The sequence below is a fragment of the Rothia mucilaginosa genome (genome assembly GCF_001061665.1).
In the GTDB taxonomy this organism is placed as follows: Bacteria; Actinomycetota; Actinomycetes; order Actinomycetales; family Micrococcaceae; genus Rothia; species Rothia mucilaginosa_A.
Genome location: NZ_JVSP01000015.1, coordinates 1 through 26,985, shown reverse-complemented (window position 1 = coordinate 26,985; position 26,985 = coordinate 1). Strand labels below are relative to the sequence as shown.

At 58.4% G+C, this 26,985-nt stretch carries 20 protein-coding genes, 1 tRNA gene and 3 rRNA genes; 3 read left to right on the top strand and 21 right to left on the bottom strand.

Features of this window, described 5'->3' with window-relative positions:
- Positions 1 to 12 precede the first annotated feature (12 nt).
- Entirely contained in the window at positions 13 to 1,125 is a 1,113-nt protein-coding gene (locus tag ADJ95_RS07595) for a MauE/DoxX family redox-associated membrane protein (RefSeq protein WP_049334039.1), read from the top strand.
- 190 nt (positions 1,126 to 1,315) lie between these two features.
- A complete protein-coding gene (locus ADJ95_RS07590; RefSeq protein ID WP_049334038.1) occupies positions 1,316 to 1,981 on the top strand; it encodes a class I SAM-dependent methyltransferase in 666 nt (221 codons plus the stop codon).
- 102 nt (positions 1,982 to 2,083) lie between these two features.
- Here the strand turns inward: ADJ95_RS07590 and ADJ95_RS07585 are convergent, their stop codons facing one another.
- Positions 2,084 to 2,785 carry a hypothetical protein gene (locus tag ADJ95_RS07585; protein WP_049334037.1) on the bottom strand — a complete coding sequence of 234 codons (702 nt, stop codon included), beginning with the start codon at positions 2,783 to 2,785 and terminating at the stop codon, positions 2,084 to 2,086.
- Between the two features lie 64 nt (positions 2,786 to 2,849).
- On the opposite strand from ADJ95_RS07585, the gene ADJ95_RS07580 reads away from it, so the two are divergent.
- On the top strand, positions 2,850 to 3,827 hold the full coding sequence (locus ADJ95_RS07580) for a hypothetical protein (protein WP_049334036.1): 978 nt from the start codon (positions 2,850 to 2,852) through the stop codon (positions 3,825 to 3,827).
- A gap of 392 nt (positions 3,828 to 4,219) precedes the next feature.
- Here ADJ95_RS07580 and ADJ95_RS07575 read toward each other — a convergent pair whose 3' ends face one another.
- The 20 genes from ADJ95_RS07575 to ADJ95_RS07475 form a co-directional block, all read right to left on the bottom strand.
- A complete protein-coding gene (locus ADJ95_RS07575) occupies positions 4,220 to 6,190 on the bottom strand; it encodes an NHL domain-containing thioredoxin family protein (RefSeq protein ID WP_049334035.1) in 1,971 nt (656 codons plus the stop codon).
- A 317-nt stretch (positions 6,191 to 6,507) separates the two neighbouring features.
- Positions 6,508 to 6,954, bottom strand: a complete 447-nt coding sequence (locus tag ADJ95_RS07570; protein ID WP_049334034.1) for a hypothetical protein — start codon at positions 6,952 to 6,954, stop codon at positions 6,508 to 6,510.
- A 536-nt stretch (positions 6,955 to 7,490) separates the two neighbouring features.
- Positions 7,491 to 8,204, bottom strand: a complete 714-nt coding sequence (locus tag ADJ95_RS09310; protein WP_065423999.1) for a hypothetical protein — start codon at positions 8,202 to 8,204, stop codon at positions 7,491 to 7,493.
- A gap of 278 nt (positions 8,205 to 8,482) precedes the next feature.
- On the bottom strand, positions 8,483 to 9,226 hold the full coding sequence (locus tag ADJ95_RS07555; protein ID WP_049334031.1) for a hypothetical protein: 744 nt from the start codon (positions 9,224 to 9,226) through the stop codon (positions 8,483 to 8,485).
- A 216-nt stretch (positions 9,227 to 9,442) separates the two neighbouring features.
- Positions 9,443 to 10,165, bottom strand: a complete 723-nt coding sequence (locus ADJ95_RS07550; RefSeq protein WP_049334030.1) for a hypothetical protein — start codon at positions 10,163 to 10,165, stop codon at positions 9,443 to 9,445.
- A gap of 305 nt (positions 10,166 to 10,470) precedes the next feature.
- Positions 10,471 to 11,178 carry a hypothetical protein gene (locus tag ADJ95_RS07545; protein ID WP_049334029.1) on the bottom strand — a complete coding sequence of 236 codons (708 nt, stop codon included), beginning with the start codon at positions 11,176 to 11,178 and terminating at the stop codon, positions 10,471 to 10,473.
- Between the two features lie 182 nt (positions 11,179 to 11,360).
- Entirely contained in the window at positions 11,361 to 12,131 is a 771-nt protein-coding gene (locus ADJ95_RS07540) for a hypothetical protein (protein WP_049334028.1), read from the bottom strand.
- Positions 12,132 to 12,510: 379 nt separating this feature from the next.
- Positions 12,511 to 12,795, bottom strand: a complete 285-nt coding sequence (locus ADJ95_RS07535) for an HU family DNA-binding protein (protein WP_049334027.1) — start codon at positions 12,793 to 12,795, stop codon at positions 12,511 to 12,513.
- Between the two features lie 94 nt (positions 12,796 to 12,889).
- On the bottom strand, positions 12,890 to 13,195 hold the full coding sequence (gene rpsN / locus ADJ95_RS07530; RefSeq protein WP_005506731.1) for a 30S ribosomal protein S14: 306 nt from the start codon (positions 13,193 to 13,195) through the stop codon (positions 12,890 to 12,892).
- 2 nt (positions 13,196 to 13,197) lie between these two features.
- Positions 13,198 to 13,368, bottom strand: a complete 171-nt coding sequence (gene rpmG, locus ADJ95_RS07525) for a 50S ribosomal protein L33 (RefSeq protein WP_004005967.1) — start codon at positions 13,366 to 13,368, stop codon at positions 13,198 to 13,200.
- A gap of 3 nt (positions 13,369 to 13,371) precedes the next feature.
- The gene (gene rpmB, locus ADJ95_RS07520; protein ID WP_004005966.1) at positions 13,372 to 13,608 is read right to left on the bottom strand and encodes a 50S ribosomal protein L28; all 237 of its coding nucleotides are present in this window, start codon (positions 13,606 to 13,608) and stop codon (positions 13,372 to 13,374) included.
- A gap of 824 nt (positions 13,609 to 14,432) precedes the next feature.
- Complete coding sequence (locus ADJ95_RS07515; protein ID WP_049334026.1) at positions 14,433 to 15,245, bottom strand: SGNH/GDSL hydrolase family protein; 813 nt, start codon at positions 15,243 to 15,245, stop codon at positions 14,433 to 14,435.
- Between the two features lie 169 nt (positions 15,246 to 15,414).
- Positions 15,415 to 16,227 carry an ABC transporter ATP-binding protein gene (locus tag ADJ95_RS07510; protein WP_049334025.1) on the bottom strand — a complete coding sequence of 271 codons (813 nt, stop codon included), beginning with the start codon at positions 16,225 to 16,227 and terminating at the stop codon, positions 15,415 to 15,417.
- Positions 16,228 to 16,418: 191 nt separating this feature from the next.
- Positions 16,419 to 18,617, bottom strand: a complete 2,199-nt coding sequence (locus ADJ95_RS07505) for an acyltransferase family protein (protein WP_049334024.1) — start codon at positions 18,615 to 18,617, stop codon at positions 16,419 to 16,421.
- 117 nt (positions 18,618 to 18,734) lie between these two features.
- A tRNA-Thr gene (locus ADJ95_RS07500) sits at positions 18,735 to 18,808 on the bottom strand.
- A 193-nt stretch (positions 18,809 to 19,001) separates the two neighbouring features.
- Positions 19,002 to 19,880 carry a DsbA family protein gene (locus ADJ95_RS07495; protein ID WP_049334023.1) on the bottom strand — a complete coding sequence of 293 codons (879 nt, stop codon included), beginning with the start codon at positions 19,878 to 19,880 and terminating at the stop codon, positions 19,002 to 19,004.
- A 424-nt stretch (positions 19,881 to 20,304) separates the two neighbouring features.
- Entirely contained in the window at positions 20,305 to 21,048 is a 744-nt protein-coding gene (locus tag ADJ95_RS07490) for a DUF6891 domain-containing protein (RefSeq protein ID WP_049334022.1), read from the bottom strand.
- Between the two features lie 278 nt (positions 21,049 to 21,326).
- Positions 21,327 to 21,443: ribosomal RNA gene (gene rrf / locus ADJ95_RS07485) — 5S ribosomal RNA — on the bottom strand.
- 91 nt (positions 21,444 to 21,534) lie between these two features.
- Positions 21,535 to 24,625: ribosomal RNA gene (locus ADJ95_RS07480) — 23S ribosomal RNA — on the bottom strand.
- A gap of 305 nt (positions 24,626 to 24,930) precedes the next feature.
- A 16S ribosomal RNA gene (locus ADJ95_RS07475) occupies positions 24,931 to 26,458 on the bottom strand.
- The 16S, 23S and 5S rRNA genes sit together here, the layout of an rRNA operon.
- Positions 26,459 to 26,985: the final 527 nt, after the last annotated feature.

Sequence of the window (26,985 nt, the reverse complement as noted above, 5' to 3'; positions counted from 1 at the left end):
TCAAGGATTCCCATGCTCACTTTCCCCACCGTGCCCCTGGTTCTGTGCACGGCCCTCATCGCTCTCACCCTACTCATCAGTGGTATTGCGAAGGCGAAGGACCCGCAGAGCACCGTCACCGGCATCGAAAACCTCGGCCTGCAGAAGATTGCGCCGGCCCGTGCCGTGTCGCTCATCCTGCCGTGGTTCGAGATCGCCCTAGCCGCCGTCCTGTTGCTGTCGCCCGTGCGGCTGCCCGCCGTAATCGCCTCGGGCCTGGCTCTGGTCCTGATGATTTTCTACACGGTGGTGATTGCCCGCGCCCTGGCGACGGGACGCACTGCGGGCTGCAATTGTTTCGGTTCTGAGTCGACGGCCCCGGTCAGTCGCTACACCCTCTTCCGCAATCTGTCGCTGCTGGTAGCTGCGGCGGGTACCCACGCGGCGGCCCTGGCCGGCGGCGCAGGTGTGCTCTTCACGCTGTTCTCACTGGATGCCTCCGGCTGGCTCTGGGCGGGCGGGGCCGCCCTCATCGCGGCAACCCTGGATGCGGTACGCCGCGGCGACGCCCTGGGTGCGGCGGATGAGCGTCCGCAGGTTATCCTGCCCGAGCCGGTGTACGACGAGAACGGCGAGGAGCTGTACGTGCGCATGCCCATCCCGCTGGGCGCCCTCTATCTTGAGGATGGCCGCCGCACGACCATGCGCGAGATTGCGAAGACTCAGGCGCGCGTGCTTGTGTTCGTCTCGGCGACCTGCGGTGGTTGCGTCAAGTTCCTGAAGACTATGCCGCAGTGGCAGGAGCGTCTGCCGCAGGTGGCCCTGCACCCGGTGTACTCCTCCCTGGAGTCGCTGAATAAGTCGCGCAATAACGGTAGTTTTCCCGAGGGTCTGACCCCGCTGATTGACCGTGAGTCGGCGAGCGCGGCGAACTTCGGTTACGGCGTGCCGCTGGCCGTCGTGCTGGGCTCTGACGGCCTGATGGCCGGAGGCCCGGCGGTTGGTCTCGAGGAGGTCGAGGCGTTGATGGGCGATATCGAGGAACAGTTCGCCGAGGCTGCTCGTCTGGCTGAGGAGGAGCGCCAGGAGCAGATCCGTAAGGCGTTTGCAGCGGGTCCGTCGAATGTTGAGGGCGACCACCTCTAAACACGCTCCTATCGTCCAGCCCCTGTAGCGCCTCTGTAGCGCTTCCGATAGCCCCGTCCGGCTCTTACTGCCCTTACCGGCAGGTGCCGGGTGGGGCTATGCTAGTACGTAGCGCACACACCGCTTATATGCCGCGGTCACCTTGCCTGGTGGCGGTTGGCGCATCCTCAACCCTGTCAAAGGAGTATTTATGGCAATGCTGAGTTTCAACGCGCCGGGCGAGCGCGAGAAGTCCCTGTGGCTCGTCAAGAAGGAGACCAACCCGAATCACTCGCAGTGGTACATCGACCGCTTCAAGGCCATGGAGGCCGAGGGCAACGATATGGCCGGTGAGTCCCGCATGGTGAACGCCCTGGCGTCGCGCGGCGCGAAGATTCTGGACGCGGGCTCGGGTCCGGGCCGTGTGGGCAAGCAGCTGCACGCCCTGGGCCACCGCGTGACCGGCGTTGACATTGACCCCGAGCTCATCGAAGAGGCACGCCGCGTCTGCCCGGATGCCACCTGGATTACCGCCGACCTGGTGGATCTGCCGGAGGTGCTGGGCATCGAGGGTGACGCCACCGCAGAGAACGGTTTCGAGCTTCTGGTGTGTGCCGGTAACGTGATGGGTTTCCTCGCCCGTTCGACCCGTAAGCCGGTGGTGGAGAACTTCCGCCGCGTGCTGGCCCCCGGCGGCCGCGCCGTCGTGGGTTACGGCTCCGGTCCGGGCCGCGATTACGCGTTCGAGCAGTTCCTGGCCGATGCCCGCGAGGTCGGCCTGAACGTCGATAACACCTACTCCTCGTGGCAGATGCACCCCTATCAGGAGGGCTCCTCAGAGTTCCTGGTGGCGGTGCTCTCCCGCCCCGAGAACTAGGCTCAGCTTTAAGAGCTAGGCAAGGCTCGCAAAAGGCCCGGCGCCTCCCCCATTGCGGGGTGGGTGCCGGGCCTTTACGCGTCTGCCGAGGGGCGCATCCGCCTAGTGGATCATGTAGATGTTGCGGGCGATCTCTTCGGGCAGGAAGGAGGCCGCGAAGAGGATGACCACGACGATGACCGCGAGGATGGTCAGCAGGCTGGACCGCCAGCCGGGGTGCAGCTCGTTGAAGGTGATGAGGCCCTTGTGTTCCTTGTCCATGCTGATGACGTTGATCTGCTTGTAGATGGTGGTTTTGGCCGAGAGCTTCGACGAAACCTCACGCATGGTTTTGCCGTCCCAGACTCGCCCGTCGAGACGCATGAGCTGCTTGCCGTCCTTGTCGACGGCCCACATGGCGGGGAAGCTGCGGTAGCGGATGCGTCCGGCCATGGTTTTGAGGTTTTGGCCGTAGGCCTTCTTGGGGTAGAGCTTCTCCGCGAAGATGGTGTGGTTGATGTCGGCGCGGGGTACGGCGAACCACCCGAAGGTGCGGGCACGTAGCACGTGGGTCTTGGTGATGACGATAATGGTCGGTTTGAGCACCGAGTAGAGGTTGATGCCGGCGATAGTGCCGATGAGTAGCACAAGGATGGTGTACGGCAGCGCGGGTCGTTTGTAGAAGATGAAGGCGAGCGCGGCGACAAGCACGATGGTGCCGGGGATGGACGCCTCGATGCGCCTGCCGTAGGAGCGCATGCGGGGGTGGAATAGTTCGTGGACTTCGCCGTATTTGGCGGGTACTTCGTGAGCGCGTTCTGCCATACACTCCACTTTAGTGTGTGGTCGTCGTGAATCCTAGCCGGACTACCTGCGTTACCCTGGTTCTATGCGTAATTTTTCTCCTGTGGAACGGGTCCTGGCCCTGTGGATGATTGGTGTTGTGGTGGCGGCCTCGATTGCGGCGGCGGCACTGATTATGACGAATAAGCTGGTGTACGGTCCGACCGGCCAGGTGCGGGAGTATTTCCATGCCCTGCGCGTGGGGAACGGTTCGCATGCGCGTGGCCTGTTGAACGCCCAGATTCCTGCCGGGGATGCGGCACTGCTGGACGGCGAGGCGCTGAAGCGTTCGGTCGCCTCGATGTCGCGGGTGGATTACGAGGTTGTTGAGACGAGCGAGGACGGCCGGCAGGCGACGGTGCGCGCGTCCTACACTCTGGACGGGCAGCCGCAGCACACGGATTTCCATCTGCATCACTCGGGTACGCACTGGGGCTTTTTCGATAAGTGGGCTATCGATGGCGATACCCTGCCTACGGTGAAGGTGAATATTCAGGGCGTGGAGGCCGCGACGATTAATAACCGTAAGGTCGCGGTGGACGAGGGCGAGGCGACGTTCCCGGTGTTCTACCCGGGTACGTACGCTGTCTCGTACGATTCGACGGTGTACACGGCCCAGAAGGTGACGGAGACGGTCACGAATAACCGGGGTGAGCACATGGCACGCGTCGATTTGAAGCCGAGCGATAACGCGTTGGCTTCGGTTAAGGAGCAGATTAACGACCATCTGCAGAAGTGCGCGGCCCAGAACGCGCTGTACCCGACGGGTTGCCCGTTTGAGTACAGCTTCGGCGGCCGCGTGGATTCGACGGTTCAGTGGACCGTTGAGAAGGTCGCGGATCCGCAGGTGAGCGTGAATGCCTCGGGTGTGTGGTCGGTGCAGCCGATGAAGGGCACGGTGAAGGTGTCGTTTACGCAGCTGGATCTGTACACGGGTGTGCGCTCGCAGGTGCAGAAGGAGATTCCGTTTACGCTGAAGGCCTCGGTGGAGGCGGACGCGAAGGCGGTGCACGTCACCTTCTAAAACCGCTGAGCTGCGCGAGAGCCAGTATGCTCTGAACGCGACATCAGGGTGCCCGAGCGAAGCGAGGACGGGTTCCCCTGTAGGAGCGAAGAGCATACTGGCTCGTAGTTTATAAGGGTTGAGAAAGGGCCGGTGTTATCCGTAGCGACATCAGGGTGCCCGAGCGAAGCGAGGGCGGGTTCCCCTGTAGGAGCGAGGATGACCCGGCCCTTTCGCGTCCCACAATCCTAAAAATACGAAGGGAACCGGCACTATCCGTAGCGGTATCAGGTCGGCACAACAGAAATAGGGTCAGTATTATCCGTAGCGACATCAGGGTGTCCGAGCGAAGCGAGGACGGGTGCCCCTGTAGGAGCGAGGATAATACTGACCCTTGATTCTTTTATAGATCCCTAGTTGATACCGCGCAGGTCCAGGACGAGTTCGCTTTCGTCTGCCTCGTCACCGGTCACGACCACGGGAATACCCCAGTCCTGCTGGTAGAGGTGGCATGCTGCGTGCTCGGGGATGTCACCGTCGGGGGTGCCGTCGCAGGCGGCGGCGCGGGCGGTGATGTGTAGGACCGCCTCGGTAATCTCGGGGTTGAGCACGAGGGTGCGGGTCAGCCCGGTGGAGGTGCCGGCGCCTTCCAGGATGAAGTTCTCGGGGGTGGAGGAGATCTTCAGCTGGGTGGGGTCGCCCCAGCGGGTGTCGAGCTTCTGGCCGGTGGGCACGGTGAATCGTGAGACGAATTCGAGGGTGCCGCCGGTGAGCTTGGTGGAGGGGCGCGCGGTGGTGATGGCGCCTTCGTCGACGTGCTGTGCCTTCGCGGGAATGGAGGCGCGCACGAGCTGGTGCGCGTTGGTTTCGACGATGATGAGGCGCGGCTCCTCGCCGGGTACCTCTTCGACGAGCAGGTCGGAGGGCTCGTCGAGGCCGCGTTCGAGGGTGCCGAGCGTGCCGGTGACCGGGTCCCAGCGGCGGATAGCGCCGTTGTAGGTGTCGGCGACGGCGATGGAGCCGTCGGGCAGTTCGGTCAGGCCGAGGGGGTGCTGCATGCGGGCGGTGTCGGAGTCGCCGTCGACGAAGCCGAAGTCGAACAGGCCCTTGCCGACTGCGGAGGTGACCTGTACGCCGTCTTCGGTGAAGGTGACGTGGCGCAGGCCGCTGGTTTCGGAGCATGCGACCCAGAGGCTGCCGTCGCGTGCTTCGATAATGCCGGAGGGCTGGGCGAACCAGGCTTCGGCGGCGAGGCCGTCGGCGAGGCCTTCCACGCCGGAGCCGGCGAAGATGCTGAGGGCGCCGGTGACGGGTTCGTAACCGAAGAGCTGGTGGGTGCCTGCCATGGCGATGATGAACTGACCGGCTTCACGGGAGTAGACGGCGTCCCAGGGAGAGGAGAGCGCAATCTCGGTGGCGGGCACGCCGGTGGGGATGTGGTTGGGGTCGCCGGTGACGGCGTTGTCGCCGTCGATGACGCGCTGCACGCCGTTACCTGCGAGGGTGCGTACCTCGCCGGTGCGCAGGTTGAGGGAGCGCAGGCGGTGGTTGACGGTGTCGGCGACGAGCACGTCGTAGCCGAGCTGCTCGCGCAGGTTCTCGGGTACGAGGGCGAGGCCGGCGGGTTCGTTGAAGCGTGCTTCGGTACCGGTGCCGTCGACGTGGCCCTTGACGGGGTGGTTCACGGGGTCGTCGCCGCCACCGTAGGTGTTGATGACGGTGTTGAGGTCGGCTGCTACCTGCAGGATGCGGTGGCGCGCGCTATCGGCGACGAGGTAGGTGCGCTCGCGGTTGCCGAAGAGGTTTGCGGGGCCGAATTCGGCGGGCAGTTCGATGGCTTTGCCGGGGAAGGCGTAGGTGCCGGCGGCCTTGGGGCGGGGCACGTAGGGGCCGTCGCCGCGGTGCAGAGTGCCCTTCGCTTCGTGTTCGGCGACGAGTTCGCGTACGAGGGAGGTGAGGCCCTGCACGTGGCCTTCGCCGGAGAGGTGGGCGACGATGTAGCCTTCGGGGTCGATGACGACGAGGGTGGGCCATGCGCGGGCGGTGTAGGCCTGCCAGGTGGTCAGTTCGGGGTCGTCGAGTACGGGGTGGGTGATGTGGTAGCGGTCGACGGCCGCGGCGAGCGCTACGGGGTCGGCTTCGTGCTCGAATTTGGGGCTGTGCACGCCGACGGTGACGAGCACGTCGGAGAATTCTTCTTCGAGGGGGCGCAGTTCGTCGAGGACGTGCAGGCAGTTGATGCAGCAGAGGGTCCAGAAGTCGAGAATAACGATTTTGCCGCGAAGGTCGGCCAGGGTGAGGTTTTTGTCGCCGGTGTTGAGCCAGGCTCGGCCTTCAAGTTCGCTGGCGCGTACGCGTACGCTGCGGGTGGTGTTCTCGCTCATGGTTTTCTCTCCTGTTGGGTGCGCCGCGTGTGGGCGCGTTGGTTTGCTGTCCCCATTATGCCAGCGTGGGGTGGGTGGTTCGCTGGGAGTTGAGCTTTGTGACTTGGGGGCTTAACGACCCGTCATATTAAGTCATATTCCCTGTTGTTGAGAGTTGTGCGGCTCTTCAGACACTCGGTCTCGAGTTCTCAAGCGACCACGTGTAGCTTGTCCCAAAGGAGTAACCCCGTCTCAGGTAGAGACGCGCAGGCAGATATTAAAAATCGGTCCGTGCACATCCAAAACGGATGCGCACGGACCGAGACGCTCGAGGCTTTTTACTTCGTGCCCACAACCGTGCCAAGCTTCTTCGGCTTTACAGGTTTTTGGGGGACGCTCGCGAAACCTTCCACTTGGGCGGGGACTTCGGGGGTTTTCAGCGAGGTAATGATGTCCTCGGATACATCGCCCTGATGGTAGGCAATGTTGGTGTTACCGCTCGCCTTGACTGCGATACGTTCACCGTCCGGCATTACCCTGACCCAGGCCCCATCGGAGTACGTTAGTTCTAGCTCACCGTTAGGCCTCAGACGGCTCCAGTTCCCGTCATGCTGGTGGAAGATGATGTATTCATTGTTCTTCCCCACGACCATAGCAAGCTTGTCTTTTTCTAAGATGTAGGTCTTACCATCGGCGTTTTCGCCCTTCACAACGGCGGGGTCCTTCTCAGCCTCGGCAATTTTTTGGTAGTACGTTTCGTAGTGTTTCCTGGCCTTGTACTGCATCTCGTCAGCCCCTACCGCTGAGGATGCTCCCTGCGTTGTGTCGCTGCTAGCGGTTGCCCTGCCAGAAGCGCTCGAAGTAGGTTTAGATGAGGGGCTAGATGAGCTCTCGCTACGTGCAGAGGGCGAAGCAGAAGACGAGGCGGAGGGTGAAGCGGAGGCGCTTGCCGATGCGGAATCACGGGAGGCAACGGGGGCCTCCACAGCGGGGGCGCAGGCGGCTAGACCGAGCAGGCTTGCCACGCTTAGAGACAGTACAGCAATAGACTTTTTCACGGCGGATTTCTCTTTCCGTCATGCGTCGCGACATCATCACAACGCTGTGTATGGATGTGGTTGGTAATGCCCAGCTTCGGGCATGCCCACATCCTAGCACCGTTCCCTGGGAAAAGTCTGGGCTCCAGCGGCGCCTCTCCGAACCCGAAATGCCTGGGCAAAATACCGAAGACCGAGAGCACGCGTACGAGAACGCCCCGCACGCATCACGTTCGGATGCGCACGGGGCGAGGTGCCGCGATATTCGAGGCTTCTTATGGATTTTAGTTCGTGACCGAGCTGATCTTCGTCGGCTTCACAGGTTCCTTGGGGACGCCCACGCCGCCTTCCACGGGGGCGGGAAGCTTGGGGGTTTCCAGGGTGTTAATGAGGTCCTTGGGCACATCGCCCTGGTGGTAGGAAATATAGACGGCGCCGCTCCCCTTGACCGCGATGCGTTCGCCGTCAGGCTTAATCCTGATCCAGGAACCGTCGGTGTCCACTAGCTCCGCCTCACCGTTGGCCCTTGCACGGCTCCAGCTACCGTCATTCTTGATGCGGATGATGTACTCGTTGTCCTTCCCCGCAACCAAAGTGACCTTGTTCCTTTCTGAGGTGTAGGTCTTACCATCGGCGTTTTCACCCTTAACGACGCTACGGGTCCCCTCAGCGATAGAGACTGAATTGGCGTACGTTTTGTAGAGGTCCATGGCCAGCTTCCGCGACTTGGCAGCCCCGTCCTCCTCCGTTGAGTCGCTGCTAGCGGTCTCCTGGGCAGAGGCGCTCGAGGAGGGCTTAGAAGAGCTCTCGCTACTTGCGGAGGGGGATTCGCTGGCAGATTGTGAGTCCTCTGCGGAGGGCGAGGCAGAGGGTGAGGCGGAGGCGCTTGCAGATGCGGAATCACGGGAGGCTACGGGGGCCTTCACCGCGGGGGCGCAGGCGGCCAGGCCGAGCAGGCTTGCCAGGCTTAGAGACAATACAGCAATAGACTTCTTCACGGAGACATTCTCTTTCCGTCAAGCGTCGTAACCCGGTCACGACGCCGTGTATGGGTGTAGCTGACGTGCCCTGTCTGGGGCACGGCATCATCCTAGCACCGTTCCCTGGGAAAAGTCTGGGCTCCGGCGGCGCTCTCTAAACCCAAAATACCGGGGAAAAATACCGGAAGCCGAGAGCACACGTACGAGAACGCCCCGCACGCATCCACGGGGATACGTGCGGGGCGCTGGTGTCCCTGTTCTGTTGGGCTGTTCGTCCCAGGGGCATGAGCTAGTTTTTACTTGGCACCTGCAACCTCGGAGAGGTCACCGATCTTGGTGGGCTTGACCGGGGTCTTAGCGGTGCCGCTGAAGCCGTCGATACGACCCGGTGCCTTCGGAGTTTCGATGCTGGAGACGTCAGTTGCCTGCTCGAAGGTCTTGGTGTTCAGCACGGATGCGGTGCCGTCTGCCTTGACGACGGTGTAGAGGTTGTCCTTGGGGTTGGTCTTGATCCAGGAGCCGTCCTCGCTCACGACGATGGTTGTACCGTTGGAGTCAATGCTGGTCCACACACCGTTATTCTGGATGCTGACAATAGCGCCGTCCTTGGATTCGAAGCCAGCGAGTTTATCGGTGTAGTAGACGGTGCCGTCGCTGGTCTGCACCTTCTTCACACCGGCCTCGTTCTTGAACGCGTTCAGGGCTTCCTTGCTGGCGGTATAGCCGTCGGAGGCTACCTGCTGGGCGGACCCTTCGCCCTTCTTGAGTGCTTCGGTTGCTTCGCTGGGCAGACCGCTGGGGGCGCTGATGGTGCCCTGGGTGGTCTTGGTTTCTGCCTTGGTGGTTTCAGCTGCTACGGAGGTGGTGCTGCCGCTGGTTGCTGCTGCGGAGGTGCTTGCGGGTGCCGAGGCAGTTGCGGAAGCGGACGCGCTGGAGGATGCGCTCTGGCTACTATCCGGGTTCTTCGGGGAGGACCCACAGGCGGCCAGGCCGAGCAGGCCTGCTAGGCTCAGAGACAGTACAGCAATAGACTTCTTCACGGCGGATTTCTCTTTCCGTCATGCGTCGCGACATCATCGCGACGCTGTGTATAAATGTGGTTGGTGACACCCGTTTTTGGGCGCGTCCATATCTTAGCACCGTTACCTGGGAAGCGTCTGACCCTCATTCTTCCCTTGAACGTAGAAATACCCCGAACGCATCACGTTCGGATACGCGCGGGGTATCGGATCCCAGATTCGGGAAGCTATTTCTGTTTACTTCTTCATGGAGTCTGCGACCTCGGAGAACTTACCGATTTTAGTTGCCTTGACGGGAGTTATAGGGGTGCCGTTGAAGCCATCGATACGGCCGGGGGTCTTCGGGGTCTTGATGGCCGACACGTCGGTGCCTTCTTCGAGGGTCTTGGTGTTCATGATGGCGCCGGTGCCGTCCGCCTTAACGACGGTGTAAAGGTTATCCTTTGAGTTGGCCACGGCCCAAGAACCATCCTTGTCCACGAAAACGGTGACTCCATCGGAGCTCATGCTGGTCCACTCACCGTCGCTCATGATGCCGATAACGGTGCCGTCCTTGCCTTCGACGTAGGCAACCTCATCGTTGTAGTATGCGGTTCCGTCGCTGCTTTCGGTCTTCTTCACTCCGGGCTTCTCCTGGAATTTCTTCACGAATTCCTTAGCAGCACTGTAACTTGTCTCGTCCGACTGCTGGGAGTCATCCCCTGCGCCCTTAGATGCTTCCGTGGCGCCGGAGGAATCTGCCGAGGAAGTCTGGGTGCTCTTAGCTTCAGCCTTGGTGGTTTCCGCCGCCGAGGGGCTGGAGGACTGGGCGGCCGCCGAGGGGCTTGCAGAGGCGGTCGCGGATGCAGATGCCGACGCACTTGCGGAACCGCTGGGGGCGGACACTTTGTAACCGCCGCAGGCCACGAGGCCGAGGGCTCCTGCGATGGTCAGGGACAGAACAGCAATGGACTTCTTCATCGTGGTTTCTCTTTTCTGTATGCGCCGCTCTGCGACGGCGCAGTGCGTAGTGTGGTTGACCTGTACTCCGGTATGCCCGGCGTACGCTTTCATGCTAGCACCGCGACCTGAAAGCTCCTTGAGATGTTGCGGTGCCCCCTCCCCCGCTTACGGGTCTTCTCAGCTCTACTGGTCTTCTTAGCCCGGCTTGAAGACGCAAAACGCCCCGCACGCATCACGTTCGGATGCGCACGGGGCGTCCTTCGCTAGTCAGGCGGGCCGTCACGCTCGCAGAGCGTGACTAGCCGTTATCAGCTCTTTACAGCTTACTTGGGCTGTGCGGGCTTGACGGGATCAACCTTAGCCTTAGCGGGCTTGGTGGGAACCTTCGGAGCCTGCAGCTGAGACTTCTCGCCGCCCATGATGGAGGTCACCTCACCGGAAGCGTCCACGGTTGCCTGCACGCCTGCGTTGGTCTGGATGCTCCAGGAACCGTCAGCCTGCACGGAAACCTGGCCCTCTGCATCCTGGCGGCTCCAGGAACCGTCAGCCTGCACAGCAATCTGGGTGTTGGTGGCGTCGTCCTGAACGGTCCAGCTGCCATCCTCGGAAACCTCGGAACCGCTCACAGAGGTGTTACCCGCAGAGTCCTTGGACTCTGCCTTAGCGTTACCCTTGTCGTCAGCCTCGGTCTTGGAGGTGTTGCCCTCGGAGTCCTTAGCGTCTACGGATGCCTTGCCGTCTGCACCGACCTTGACGTCTGCGGAGTTACCCTCGCCGTCGTTAGCCTTGACGGTCACGTTGCCGTTAGCGTCAACGCTCACGTTAGCGGTTGCCGATGCCGATGCGGAGGAGGAAGCCTTAGCCGAGGAGCTGGAGGTAGCCTGCGCCGATGCGCTGGGCGATGCGGTAGCCGAGGAGCTTGCGGTGGTGTTCGAGGAGGACTGCGAGCCACATGCGCTCAGACCCAGTGCGCCTGCAAGGGCGATGGACAGAACGGCGGCGGTCTTCTTCGCTGCGGGGGTAATTGCCATTGTTTTCTCCTAGTGGTTGTTCAATACAGTTGGCTGGCAGGGTGAGGTGTTCGGGAAGGTTCCGCAATATTCATAAAGAATATTTGAACGTTTATCGGTTAGCCAACCATTTTAATTCTATCGAGAGTTAGGGATTTGACCTACTCAGTGAGCTGAGGGTCAAGCCATAAAAATTTCGCGGCTTACGAGCGGGGCACGACCGGTTGCACGGGGTTCACGGTGGCCCCCGCGGGCTTGGCGGGAACGACGGGCACCTGGATTGTGCCCTGGCCGGTCTGCTTCCAGGTGCCGTCGGCGCTCACCTCAACAACGCTACCCTGGCCGGTCTGCTCCCACGAGCCGTCCGACTTCACTTCAACGGTACCGTTCTGGCCAACGCGTTCCCAGGAACCGTCAGCGTTTACCTCAATGACGTCGCCGTTGGGTGCGTGGTAGCTCCAACCGCCATCGCTCTCAATCTCAATGAGGGTGTAACCGTTAGCCGCGCTGATGGTCCCGCTGGCGGTAGCGGTGGTGCCAGAGTTACCGCTATTACCCCTTGAGGATGCGCTCTCCCCCGCCTTCTCATCCACCTTCGCGGAAGATCCGAAGTTACCCGAGCCACCATTGACGGTAGCGTTACCGCTGGCATCTGCGGTGACACCGGTGCCGTCCGCACCGGTGACGGTCACGGTTCCGGTGCTCTGGGTGCTACCGGCGGATGCGGTGGGGCTGGCGGTGGGGCTGGCCTTGACGGTCACCTTTCCGTTGCCCGCATTGACCGCGGCATCTGCCGTGTTGCTTGCCATTGCGGTGGCAGTTGCGGTGGTGGTGTTCGAGGTGTTCTGGGTGCCGCATGCGCTCAGGCCGAGAGCGGCAATAGCGGCCAGGGAAAGGGCGGCCGCGCCGGTTCGAAGGCCGCGGCGAGCGCCTGCGGGGTGATTGTCAGTGCGATGCTGATTGTGTCGTGCCATGTGGGGTCTCCTCTGCGAGGCCCCGCGGGGTGCGGGGTGTATGGGGTGTATGGTCGGTGGCAGTTCGGAGAACCCTTCATCGTTCGTCGATGCGGTATTCTCCGTTCCGTTGGTATAAGCCTAAAGTGTGAGTCTAAGACTGAGCTTTAGTTAGCTGTGTTTAAGCTGTGTCACTCACCCTCTGCATAAGTATTTTTCCCAGAGCTCCTTGAAATTCGCGTATTTTCGCTTAGCTCATGCATAGCTTTCATGTGTTATGAATAAAATTTCTTAAATTTTTCTGTGTGTCCCACAAGGATCTCCCCGAAAAGCACCCTGACACGCAAAGAAGGCCCCCACCTGATGGTGGGGGCCTTCTGCAGATTCAAAGTCTCAAGAATTACTTCTTAGCGACTGCTGCCTTCAGCTTGGAGCCTGCGGTCAGCTTCACGCCGTGACCGGCGGGAATCTGAATGGTTTCGCCGGTCTGCGGGTTACGGCCGGTGCGAGCTGCACGGTCGGTACGCTCAATTGCCAGCCAACCGGGGATGGTAATCTTCTCGCCCTTGGAGACGGAAGACTCGAAAACCTGGAACACTGCGTCGAGGACTGCATTCACGGTTGCCTGGCTCTTGCCAGACTTCTCTGCAACCTCTGCAACGAGTTCGGTACGGTTCTTAGCCATTAGGGTGCCCCTTCCAGAGACTTAAAAGGTTTGAGTCTAAAGCGAGTGACCGTCGGTAACGACGGAAAACCGTTTAGGAACTAAAATACCAGATTTACCAGCTGGACTTGGTGATGCCGGGCAGCTCGCCGCGGTGTGCCATCTCGCGGAAGCGCACGCGGGAAATGCCGAACTTCTGGAAGGTGCCGCGGGGACGACCGTCAATCTGGTCGCGGTTACGCACGCGCACGGGGGAAGCGTTGCGGGGCAGCTTCTGCAGTGCCACGCGTGCTGCTTCGCGCTCCTCGGGGGTAGCGTTCTCGTCAATCAGGGTCTTCTTCAGCGCGATACGCTTCTCGTTGTAGCGAGCGACGATGACCTTGCGCTGCTCGTTGCGAGCGATCTTGGACTTCTTAGCCATTCTTAGCGCTCCTCTCGGAAGTCAACGTGCTTGCGGACGACGGGGTCGTACTTCTTCAGCACCATGCGGTCGGGGTTGTTGCGGCGGTTCTTACGGGTCACGTAGGTGTAACCGGTGCCAGCAGTGGACTTGAGCTTGATGATAGGACGGAGGTCCTTAGCCTTGGATGCCATTTACTAGATCTTCTCCCCGCGTGCGATGATTTCTGCAACAACGGCATCGATGCCACGAGCATCGATCACCTTGATGCCCTTAGCGGACACGTTCAGGGTTACCTTACGACGCAGCGAAGGAACCCAGTAGGTCTTCTTCTGTACGTTCGGGTCGAATCGACGCTTGTTGCGGCGATGCGAGTGCGAAATGCTGTGTCCAAAGCCGGGAACAGCTCCGGTCACCTGGCAGACTGCTGCCATGTTTCACTCCTTTATTGATTGACTTTTATGACGGTACGCAGTCGATGTTACTCGTGAGCGTCCCGCCACCAATGTAGAAGCACCGGGTTATTCGCCGGGCTAGAGTGTTTGAGACCGTCGCGTGGGTGAGAGGCCACGCATCGATCCCCGCCGCGGGAAAAACGGTGAAGCTTATTAGTGTCGAGAGGCGTTTCCACCACTACGAACAGCGTTAAATTCTAGGTAAACACGGGGGTTCTCGCAAGCTTGCACGCCGGTATTTACCGTTAAATCCCGCGGAATCTCGGTGTTCTGAGCCGGATGCACCACCTGCGCGAGGGAGTGCGCATTCCGAGGGAGTATGCATGACACGCTACGCCAAACATACCTATCCATTCTAGCAAAATCAGGTATTTTTGCAAGTCCAGATGTTTTTAAGGGATTCTTTAACGCCCCTAGTCAGGCGTTAATTCGCGATTTTAAGAACGGGCGTTCTTTATGTGACCCGCGATAAATTACACCGTTGAAATTCATGTTGTGAGATTAACAGCTTAAGCCGGATTTAAGCCTTAAACAGCCCCGCACCACCGATTCTTGCGGTGTGCGCAGGGCTGTTAAACAGGCTTAAACACGCGTTTAAAGAGCTTTTAACTCTCGTTTTAACGTCTCTGCCCCGGTTTTAAAGGGCAGTTTAAGGGTTCTCGGCGGTACGAGTAACGGCGGATCCACCGTTCCAGTTACGGCGTAGATGCGAGCGCAAATACGGTACAGATACCGCGCAGGACACTCCCCCGGCGTACAGTTTTACACCGTACCGTGAGCCACCGCGCCCCTAGTTCTTCAGCCTAGTTCTTAAGACTTGCCGCGGGCACCCACTGCGGGTACTTGGGGGTCACGCCGTCGCCGGAGCTCGTACCCTTCAGGCGGCGGCCGATCCACGGCAGGGCAAACTCGCGGACCCAGCGTGCTTCCTGTTCGACCTTCTCACGGGCGGTCAGCTGCACCTCCGGGGGCAGTACCGATTCAGTCACCACACCGGGCAGGCCCAGCTGCGCCAGCACGCGGGATGCGAAGCGTTCGTGGCCGAGATCGTTCATGTGCAGGCGGTCATCAGCCCACAGGCGCCAGTCGAGAAAGTCGGTCCAGCGCCAATAGTCGATGATATGCGCACCATGATCTTCAGCGATGCCGCGTAGCAACTCGTTGTAGGTGGCGGTGCGGCCACGGGTGCGGGCGAAGGGTCCCTGACCCTGCACATCCAGGCCCGTAATGGTCAGAATCGTGATGTCCTGGGCGCGCATGGCGGCGAAGGCTTCGTCGACGCGGGTCATGAGCTGGTCAATATCAACGTTGGGGCGCATGATATCGTTGCCGCCACCGTAGAACGTAACAATGTTGGGGCAGAGGTCGAGGGCTCGAGGCAACTGTTCATCCAGGATGGGGCCGAGCAGGCGTCCGCGGATAGCAAGGTTTGCGTACTGTGCCTGCGGGTCTACTGCGCCGAGACCTTCGGCAACGCGGTCTGCCCAGCCTCGTAGGTTGTTGGGGCGGCGGCGGTCAACGTCGCCCACGCCTTCGGTAAACGAATCGCCAATTGCTACGTATCGTACGGATTCGCCGTTGAGCTTGCCGTTGGAGTCTAGGAGCGGGGTCGTCATTGTGTTCTTCTTTCCGGGCGTCTGTAGAGAATAGCCCTTCTGTGGAAGAAGCCGGTACACCCGCGCGGTGTACCGGCTTCATCGCTTAGTGCGTCCTGTTATCCAGTATCCCACGATGGGGGTGGGAATCCCAGATATTGTTTTCTTCCCCCTTCCCCTCCGCCGCGATTTATTCAGGTATGGATGCGCCCCGCGGATGCGGGACGACCACGACGCTACCGTCATCGAAGGGATCGGTGACCTCGGCCTTGAGTCCAAAAATCTCGTCGAGGTTGGGGCGGGTCAGCACGGCGCCGGCCTCGCCCTGAGCGACGATAGACCCCTCCTTCATGGCGACCAGGTAGTCGGCCACGCGGGCGGCCAGGTTTAGTTCGTGGAGGACCATAATCATGGTCGTTCCGCGCTCCTCATTGAGTTCGGCAAGCAGGTCGAGCAGTTCCACCTGGTGCGCCAGATCAAGATAGGTGGTGGGCTCGTCCAGCAGTAGAATGTCGGTTTCCTGGGCGAGCGCCATGGCAATCCAGACGCGCTGGCGTTGGCCGCCGGAGAGCTCGGTGACCTGTCGTTCGGCGAGGGACATAGTGTCGGTGGCTTCTAGAGCCCAAGCAACCGCCTCGTCGTCTTCGGCGCTATTGCGTTTGAAGAGGCCCTGGTAGGGGTAGCGTCCTCGGGAGACGAGGTCGGCTACGGTAATTCCTTCGGGGGCGATGGGATGCTGGGGCATCAGCCCCACCATGCGGGCAAATCCCTTCATGGAGTACTCGTGGGTGGATTTGCCGTCAAGGGTGAAGTCGCCGTTAAGCGGCTTGAGCAGTCGGGAGACACCACGTAGCAGGGTGGATTTGCCGCAACCGTTGGGACCGATAATCGCGGTAATCTTGCCCTTCGGGAACTCGAGGGAGAGGTCTTTGACGATGGTCTTCTCGCCGTATCCGAGGCTAACGTTCTCCACTCTGAGGGTGCGTTCGGTGATTTCCTTCATCGAGTTCTTTCTGCCATATCCGCGGTCTACACACTTAGATTAGCCTAAGCAAGTTCCAAGTTAGTCTATCCTGACCATTCGTTCAAGCGCAGGCGGTTTTCGCGCGGTTTATGACGTTAAAATGCAGAGTCCCCCGACCCGCTGAACGGTTCGGGGGACTCCACAAGGCGCGGGATACTCTAGGGCCGAGGCTAGAGGTTGACCCTGCCTCCCACGAGCCAGCCACCTTCTGCAGCACGTTGGAAGACGGTCTGGGCCATGGTGCGGCCGTAGGTCTTACTCACGTGGTTATCGTCCAGGTACACGTAGATATTGCCGATTACGGCGCTACAGGTCCCGTCGGGGCAGTAGACATCCTTCAGATCCACCATGACAGCACCCTGGTTGCGGTACTTGTCGAAGACTTCCTTTGCGGGGTTCTCGGCGGCGTACTTCTCACTGGCCGGGCGGGCACAGGAGCTCTTGTCGCTTCCAGCCTTCTGACCGCACTCGTAGATGTTGAACTCGAAGCGCGGGTTATCGCGCAGACCGATAACCTGGATACCCGCCTCGGTGAGGCGGTGAACCGTCTCGTCCAGAGCGGGATCGCTCTTCTCCTCGTTGGAACGGGCCTGGGCCGCGGTAGCAACCAGAACCACGGTCTGGGGCTTACGCTTGAGGATTTCCTCGGTCAGCTTGGAGTTGAACTCCGAGCATTCGTGAGTGGCGGTCACGGCACTCGTCGGGTACTGGCAACCACCGAGCAGGTAGGCCTGCAGGTTGGTCTTGGTCTGTTCCGCAATGGGCTTGAAAGCGCTGAGAGCCTGCTCTGCGTGGGAGTTACCCACAATCATGGTCAGCGGCGCATCGTCCGCTCCGCTCTTCTGCAGGCTGCAGTAGCTGGCGAGCGCAGCGTCGGAGGGTGCGAAGGCGCCGGTGCAGGTATCGCTGAGCGATTCGTACTGCGCCTTCACATCGCCGCCGGTGGGAATCGGATTATCGATGAGGCCCTGCTGTGCCCCGCCGATAGCGCGCGCACCCGGATAGTTGTCGTTGACGGTCTGAACCTGCAACTCGGCGTTGCGGGTGGACTCGGTGTTCTGCGAGGTTAGCCAGGCCTGCGCGATGAGCAGAGGACCTCCGGCCACGAGGAAAATAGCCAGCAGGAAGGCCACCTGATCGGCCCAGGTTTTCACGGAGAAGACGGTCTTAAAACGCATCTTCATCATGAGCCAGGGAACGAAGGGATCCTTACGGTAGCGCAGCGGCTTCTCCACGTAGCGGATGAGCAGCCAAGCCAGGCCGATAGAGACCAGGATAATAACCGCGCCCTCGATAAAGTTCACGCGAGAGGTGCCCACAGCCGTGCTGTAGAGAATCAGGATGGGCCAGTGGACCAGGTACAGGGCGTAGGAAATATTGCCGAGGCTCTGCAGAGGTGCCGAGGAGAGCAGGCGGTCCACGCCCCAGCGGCTATTGGTGCTGCCGGCCATGATGACGAGCGCACCGGAGAACACGGGCCACAGAGCCAGGTAGCCGGGGAAGGCTCGCTCAACCGGCAGGATGGCGCCGCAGGTAACCAGGCCGACAATGCCGATCCAGCCCATCACGACGCGTGCGCGTTCGGGTGCCTTCCATTTGAGGGTGAGCATAGCGAGCAGGGTGCCGATAGCAAATTCCCAGAGACGGGTGCGGGTATCGAAGTAAGCAAAACCCTGGTTGCTATTGGTCTCAACGATGGAGAACGTCAGGGAGGCAACAAAGACCGTGTTGAAGACGAAGACCGCGGTCGTGAAGAGGTTCCCACGGTATCGGTGCACAAAGTAGGCGACGGCGGCAAAAAGCAGGGGCCAAATAATGAAGATCTGCCCCTGGATGGAAAGCGACCAGAAGTGCTGGAAGGGTGACTTCGCGGCGGCGTTCTGGGCGTAGTAATCCACGGAGCTAAACGCCAGGTTCCAGTTCTGGTAGTAGAAAAGGGAGCTCGTGGCGTCCTGCATCATCTGCGACCAGCGGCTGGGCGCAAGCACAAAGAATGAGGCGATCGTTGTGCTGGCGATAACGACAGTCGCCACGGGCAGCAGGCGCTGGAAGACGTGCAACCAGTAGTTGAAGAGTTTGAGGGGTTTGCCTTCGTTGATCTTGCGCATGAAGGAGAGCGAGAGCAGGAAGGCGGAAATGAACAGGAAGACATCCACACCGCCGGAAACCTTGCCCACCCAAACGTGGTAAACCACAACGAGTAGCACCGCGAAGGCTCGCAGGCCCTGGATTTCGGGGCGGAACCCCCGCGATTCGATGAATTCTTCGAGGGGGTAGTCGCCGGCTTCGCGCGGGCGGATGCTGCGCGGGGTGGAGGGGCGGGTTCCCTGAGGCGCGGGGGCCTGCGAGGTTCCGGAGGTCTCAGACATACATGTTCCTCGGATGGGTTGTGGATGTGCGGGTGCGGGTCCCTAGACGCTGTGGACAATCGCTACAACAAAATCCTGATATGCCCGAGGGTGGTCGGCGCAAATCAGGATCGTGAGAGCCTCCTACCGGATTCGAACCGGTGACCCTCTGTTTACAAGACAGATGCTCTGGCCAACTGAGCTAAGGAGGCAACCCGTCCAGTGTACCCTATTCCCCGGCCCGGGTTCCGCTTAGCCGTCCTTATCTCAGGCCAGTCTCACGGGCCGATGGTCCGACCTTCACCGGTGTCTCATTGAAACTCCGCATCACGCATAGTTCTCGAGAGCGGTTAAAGACCGGAGGCCCGGCAACCGTTGCCGGTTGCCGGACCCACCGAGGGTGTATTACTTCTTCTTGGCCTCAATCTTGCTCTTGAGGAAAGCGCTGAAGTCGTTGCTGGTGTACTGGTCACCGTCTACGAAGACGGTGGGGGTACCCTGAATACCGTTGCTTGCGGATTCGGCGTTAACCACGTCCACAAGGGGACGCCACTTGTCTTCGTTCATGTCGGAGCCAATGGAGGCGCCGTATTTGGAAGCGATATCGGCGATCTGCTGGTTGTTCATGTCGCCGGTGCCCTGGTGTGAGAAGATCTCACGCTGGTAGTTCAGGAAGTTGCTGGTGCTCACCTGGTTTGCCACAGAGTATGCAGCTGCCGCGTTACGTGCGGAATATGCGGTGGGTGAGGAGCGGTCCAGGAAGGTTAGGTTGCGGATTTCCAGGGTGATAGTGCCGTCTTCGACGAGCTTCTGGATTTCTTCACCGTACTTAGTCTCAAACTCTGCACAGTGCACGCAGTTGTAGTCCTGGAAGATGGTCACGCGCACGGGCTGACCGTTCTTGGCGGCCTCTTCAGCCGTCTGCACGCCCGGGGGCAGGGTGTTGACGGCTGCCGCGGTTCCGTTGACCATGGGGGTCACTGAGGAGGTTGAGGTGGCCAGCTGCTTGAAGTCGCGGGTCTCCTGGGTGGAGGAGTTCTTGACGATTCCGTCCTTGGTCAGCACGATACCGCCGTATTCGTTTGCGCTGGCGGGTACGGGGCCGCTCTCCGCAATCTTGTTGTTCTTGTTACCGTTGACCACAACGAAGCCGATGATACCTACGATAACGAGGACCACGGCGAGTACGCCGAGCTGGAGCCAACGGCGGCTTGCCTTGCTGGGGCTCTTTTTAGCCTGCTGCGCCGCAATCTGACGGGCTTTTTCGCGGGCGTCGGTCGACATGCCTGCTCCTTTGGTTGGGAATATGGGTTGGCGGTTCATCCACTTCTTCTAGCCTACTCGGTGGGAGTATGCTTCTGCCCGGTAGAGATTCAGATACCCCTACTCTTCCGAGCTGGGCACGCCTGTATCTCTACCGGGCGTTCTAGAGCTCAGCTTCCTGCCGCGTATAGCAGCTGAAAGTCATGTCGAGCAGTTCCTATCTCGAGGACAGGTTCTGTCTTATCTCTAGTGTGGACGTACCGTGCTACCCGTCTAGCCTACCGAATGGGTGCCTTATCGGCTAGTTAATACTCTGTCTAAGAAGCTGTGAATCGTGTTCTCACGCTCTCAGCATATTTTCTCTGTAAACTTTTGTAGCATTAGGAAGTGCCCCTCCCCCCACTACATACGCCGCAAGGCTCCCATCCGGTTCGGCTCACTACCGCTAGGGGATGTTGTAGACTTCTACTCCCCCAATGAACGGACGGGTGTCAAAGTTCCCCTTCCACTCCACGCTCAGGCCGTGCTTCTCCAGTACAGGGATAATCGTATCCTTCATGAGCTCTACGGAGAGCTTCTTGTGAAGGGCACTGATCTCTTCCTTCTGCGCATCGCTCAGCGCGTTCCATTCATTTTCGTCCCTGGGGTAGGCGAGGAACGAACCGAACCCGACGTAGGTGCCGCCGCTCTCTGCGAGGCTTTCGGCGTCCTGCTGGTGGAAGTAGATGTACCCCTTCCATTCACGGCTATCGTCGATCTCATCCCAGATCTCTGCGGAGGCGCAGGTACCGCAACAGGTGAAGTTCTGCCGTGCGATAACCCCTTCTTCTTCCAGTGCTGCGAAGGCACGGTTAAGGTTCGAGTTCTTCTGCATCTCGGGGGTAATACCCAGCTCAGCGGCGAATGCACGACGACGCTTGATGAGCTCTTCCACGTAGCCCTCTACACGCTTTTCCCAGAGCTTGCTGTCTTCATTCTGCCCATCGTATTCCAATCCGAGTACATCCATCACATAATCGGTGATGGTTTCTACGTACAGACCGGTATCGGATTCGCCCATGAACAGGAGGGGCCAGATGGGCCAGAGCAGCTCGGCTTCGTCTTCTTCGTTCAGTCCCCATTCTTTGGGGAGGGGCGGGTCGAGGCGCTCTTCGCTCCAGCGTTCGTAGATGCTCTTCTCATCAGCCATGACGGTTGCTCCTTTGCGTATTCTCCACTCATTCGGTAGAGGTATGGACTGCTCTTGTTGTTAAGGTATCAAGACTTTCTCTACCGTGCCCTCTACCTCGTCATTCGGACGAATCTATGACAGCTTCCAGAGGTCCCCTGTACCGCCTAAGACCTGTCTCCTAGGCTCCAGCCATGCTCCTCAGCTTCTTTGTTTGAAGGAGCAATCTTTCGCTCTAAGAGTTTTTGGGAACACAAAAAGAGGGGAAGACCTCTAAGGTCTTCCCCTCTTGAATAAAAAACCCGCGGCGACCTACTCTCCCACACCCACAAAAGTGCAGTACCATCGGCGCAAAGAGTCTTAGCTTCTGGGTTCGGAATGGAACCAGGCGTTTCCCTCTCGCTATAACCACGGAAAATCTTCCGAATAAAAAGCCTCAGCCTCCCGAAGGAAGCCCAGGGTTATTATCCAAAAACCATACAGTGAACGCAAACAACAATTTCTCGAAAAAATAAGCCTTCAGCCTATTAGTACCAGTCAACTCCACGAGTCTTCAGTCCCCGCTTCCATACCCGGCCTATCAACCTCATCATCTATAAGGAGCCTCACACACCAAAGTGCCAGGAAATCTCATCTCGAAACAGGCTTCCCGCTTAGATGCTTTCAGCGGTTATCCCTCCCGAACGTAGCCAATCAGCCATGCACCTGGCGGTACAACTGACATACCAGAGGTTCGTCCGTCCCGGTCCTCTCGTACTAAGGACAGCCTTTCTCAAATTTCCAACGCGCGCAGCGGATAGGGACCGAACTGTCTCACGACGTTCTGAACCCAGCTCGCGTACCGCTTTAATGGGCGAACAGCCCAACCCTTGGGACCGACTCCAGCCCCAGGATGCGACGAGCCGACATCGAGGTGCCAAACCATGCCGTCGATATGGACTCTTGGGCAAGATCAGCCTGTTATCCCCGAGGTACCTTTTATCCGTTGAGCGACGGCCGTTCCACAACGTACCGCCGGATCACTAGTCCCGACTTTCGTCCCTGCTCGACCTGCCAGTCTCACAGTCAAGCTCCCTTGTGCACTTACACTCAACACCTGATTGCCAACCAGGCTGAGGGAACCTTTGGGCGCCTCCGTTACACTTTAGGAGGCAACCGCCCCAGTTAAACTACCCATCAGGCACTGTCCCTGAACCAGATCATGGCCCGAAGTTAGACATCCAGATTGACCAGAGTGGTATTTCAACAACGACTCCACACAAACTAGCGTCCATGCTTCACAGTCTCCCACCTATCCTACACAAGCCAAACCAAACACCAATACCAAACTATAGTAAAGGTCACGGGGTCTTTCCGTCCTGCTGCGCGAAACGAGCATCTTTACTCGTACTGCAATTTCGCCGAGTTCATGGTTGAGACAGTAGGGAAGTCGTTACTCCATTCGTGCAGGTCGGAACTTACCCGACAAGGAATTTCGCTACCTTAGGATGGTTATAGTTACCACCGCCGTTTACTGGGGCTTAAATTCTCAGCTTCGCCCAAAAAAGGCTAACCAATCCTCTTAACCTTCCAGCACCGGGCAGGAGTCAGTCCGTATACATCGTCTTACGACTTCGCACGGACCTGTGTTTTTGATAAACAGTCGCTTCCCCCTGGTCTCTGCGACCCATACACGCTCCAGACAGCAAGTGCCCATCACGCTCAAGGTCCCCCTTCTCCCGAAGTTACGGGGGCATTTTGCCGAGTTCCTTAACCATGATTCTCTCGATCGCCTTAGTATTCTCTACCTGATCACCTGTGTCGGTTTAGGGTACGGGCGGCTAAAACCTCACGCCGATGCTTTTCTCGGCAGCATAGGATCACCAAATCCCCCAAAAACAGGGTCCCATCACGTCTCAGGCACACAGCCGGCGCATTTAACAACCGACAACCCTACACGCTTAGACCACGACAACCATCGCGTGGCTTGGCTACCTTCCTGCGTCACACCTGTTAACACGTTTACCTCCAAAGATCGGGTCCCACAACCCACACAACACACAAACAAAAGCCTGCACATCATGCTTCGCATGGTTAGCATCACAATATCAGTATGGGCGGTTCTTCACCGGTACGGGAATATCAACCCGTTATCCATCGACTACGCCTGTCGGCCTCGCCTTAGGCCCCGACTAACCCAGGGCAGATTAACTTGACCCTGGAACCCTTGATCATCCGGCGGATGAGTTTCTCACTCATCTTTCGCTACTCATGCCTGCATTCTCACTCGCATAGCCTCCACCACTGGTTTACACCGCAGCTTCACTGGCTACACGACGCTCCCCTACCCAACAATCCAAAAAGATCATTGCCACAACTTCGGCGGTGTACTTGAGCCCCGCTACATTATCGGCGCAGAATCACTTGACCAGTGAGCTGTTACGCACTCTTTCAAGGGTGGCTGCTTCTAAGCCAACCTCCTGGTTGTCTAAGCAACTCCACATCCTTTCCCACTTAGCACACGCTTAGGGGCCTTAGTTGGTGGTCTGGGCTGTTTCCCTCTCGACAATGAAGCTTATCCCCCACTGTCTCACTGCTACGCTCTCACTTACCGGCATTCGGAGTTTAGCTGACGTCAGTAACCCGTGAAGGCCCATCGGCCATCCAGTAGCTCTACCTCCGGCAAGAAACACGTAACGCTGCACCTAAATGCATTTCGGGGAGAACCAGCTATCACAGAGTTTGATTGGCCTTTCACCCCTATCCACAGCTCATCCCCTCCATTTTCAACTGAAGTGGGTTCGGTCCTCCACGACGTCTTACCGTCGCTTCAACCTGGCCATGGATAGATCACTCCGCTTCGGGTCTAGGTCATGCCACTCAAACGCCCTATTCAGACTCGCTTTCGCTACGGATACCCCACACGGGTTAACCTCGCGACATAACACTAACTCGCAGGCTCATTCTTCAAAAGGCACGCTGTCACCCCAAAAGGCTCCAACGGCTTGTAAGCACACGGTTTCAGGTACTATTTCACTCCCCTCCCGGGGTACTTTTCACCATTCCCTCACGGTACTGATTCACTATCGGTCACTAAGAAGTATTTAGACTTACCAGGTGGTCCTGGCAGATTCACACGAGATTCCACGAGCCCCGTGCTACTCGGGTGGCCACACCACGGACAGAACAATTTCGATTACGGGACTCTCACCCTCTACGGCCGACCATTCCAAGTCGTTCACCTACCATCCTGAACATCATGCCGGCAGCCAGTTAGAACTGCCACTGTGACTCCCACAACCCCCATGATGCAACGCCTAACCGCTATCACACACCACAGGTTTAGTCTCTTCCGCTTTCGCTCGCCACTACTCACAGAATCATTACTTTATTTTCTCTTCCTGCGGGTACTGAGATGTTTCACTTCCCCGCGTTCCCCCCAACCAGCCTATACATTCAGCTGGCGGTAACTCACCATGAAGATGAGCCAGGTTTCCCCATTCGGAAATCCTCGGATCAACGCCCAGTTATCGGCTCCCCGAGGCTTATCGCAGATTCACACGTCCTTCATCGGCTCTTAATGCCAAGGCATCCACCGTGTGCCCTTAATAACTTACACACAATCAAGAAAAATAAGAATCTAAAATCAACAATCAAACCAACACCAAAGCATTGATTCAACGCAAATTCCAGAAGATGCTCGCGTCCACTATATAGTTCTCAAACAACAACCCACAACACAACAACAACACAAACACAACATTCGCATCATCACCATGCCAGGCAAAAACAGGAACAACACCAACGTGTTACCCCAAAACCCAACAATGCGCTTCACTCAACCCAAAACCAACATTCCACCCATGAGCAAAACCACCCACCCGACACTCGCGGGTAGCATGGCCAACTAAATGTGCTCCTTAGAAAGGAGGTGATCCAGCCGCACCTTCCGGTACGGCTACCTTGTTACGACTTAGTCCCAATCGCCAATCCCACCTTAGACGGCTCCCTCCAAAAAGGTTAGGCCACCGGCTTTGGGTGTTACCAACTTTCGTGACTTGACGGGCGGTGTGTACAAGGCCCGGGAACGTATTCACCGCAGCGTTGCTGATCTGCGATTACTAGCGACTCCGACTTCATGGGGTCGAGTTGCAGACCCCAATCCGAACTGAGACCGGCTTTTAGGGATTAGCTCCACCTCACAGTATCGCAACCCTCTGTACCGGCCATTGTAGCATGCGTGAAGCCCAAGACATAAGGGGCATGATGATTTGACGTCATCCCCACCTTCCTCCGAGTTGACCCCGGCAGTCTCCTATGAGTCCCCACCATAACGTGCTGGCAACATAGAACGAGGGTTGCGCTCGTTGCGGGACTTAACCCAACATCTCACGACACGAGCTGACGACAACCATGCACCACCTGTATACCAGCCCCGAAGGGAAACACCATCTCTGATGCGGTCCAGTATATGTCAAGCCTTGGTAAGGTTCTTCGCGTTGCATCGAATTAATCCGCATGCTCCGCCGCTTGTGCGGGCCCCCGTCAATTTCTTTGAGTTTTAGCCTTGCGGCCGTACTCCCCAGGCGGGGCACTTAATGCGTTAGCTACGGCGCGGAAAACGTGGAATGTCCCCCACACCTAGTGCCCAACGTTTACGGCATGGACTACCAGGGTATCTAATCCTGTTCGCTCCCCATGCTTTCGCTTCTCAGCGTCAGTTACAGCCCAGAGACCTGCCTTCGCCATCGGTGTTCTTCCTGATATCTGCGCATTCCACCGCTACACCAGGAGTTCCAGTCTCCCCTACTGCACTCTAGTCTGCCCGTACCCACTGCAATACACGGGGTTAAGCCCCGGCCTTTCACAGCAGACGCGACAAACCGCCTACAAGCTCTTTACGCCCAATAATTCCGGACAACGCTCGCGCCCTACGTATTACCGCGGCTGCTGGCACGTAGTTAGCCGGCGCTTTCTCTGCAGGTACCGTCAATTTCTCTTCTTCCCTGCTAACAGAGGTTTACAACCCGAAGGCCGTCATCCCTCACGCGGCGTCGCTGCATCAGGCTTGCGCCCATTGTGCAATATTCCCCACTGCTGCCTCCCGTAGGAGTCTGGGCCGTGTCTCAGTCCCAGTGTGGCCGGTCACCCTCTCAGGCCGGCTACCCGTCGTCGCCTTGGTGAGCCGTTACCTCACCAACAAGCTGATAGGCCGTGAGCCCATCTATAACCACTACATAACGCTTTCCACCAACACCCCATGCGGAGATTGGTCGTATCCGGTATTAGACCCAGTTTCCCAGGCTTATCCCAGAGTTAAAGGTAGGTTACTCACGTATTACTCACCCGTTCGCCACTAATCCACCTAGCAAGCTAGGCTTCATCGTTCGACTTGCATGTGTTAAGCACGCCGCCAGCGTTCGTCCTGAGCCAGAATCAAACTCTCCGTTGAAAAAATAGAAAAGCTTGATAACCTGATCTCAAACAGCGAATCACACACGGGGGTGCGTGACTCAAGCTGACTTTTTTGAAACCATTCAATGATTATCAAATAAATAAATATTTGGTATTAGTTTCAGTTTCCATCACCAATTCGGTGATTTTATTGAACAAAGCACACTATTGAGTTCTCAAGCAACACACCGATTCAACACCTCAACCCCTCCAACCGAAGGAGCCTCACCGCTGAACGGTCATTCTCTTTTTATTGTTACCGCGTTCCCGCGGCAACCCAATCAACTATACCAGCGTTTCATTCGCCATGCAAATCCGATTTCCGTGATTCACACCACAAAGTTTCTTTCCTAAAATCCTCCACAATCACCATCAGGCAACCAAGAATTCCTTCAAGCAAGAAACCGAAACACTATACAATTGAAAACCTGTCAAAACCGCTTCCGACTAGGAGAAACACCGAAGAAGTTCTTCGTTTTTTCCTCCTCGCCGCGGCGACTCATACAACTATACAGACCCGAATAC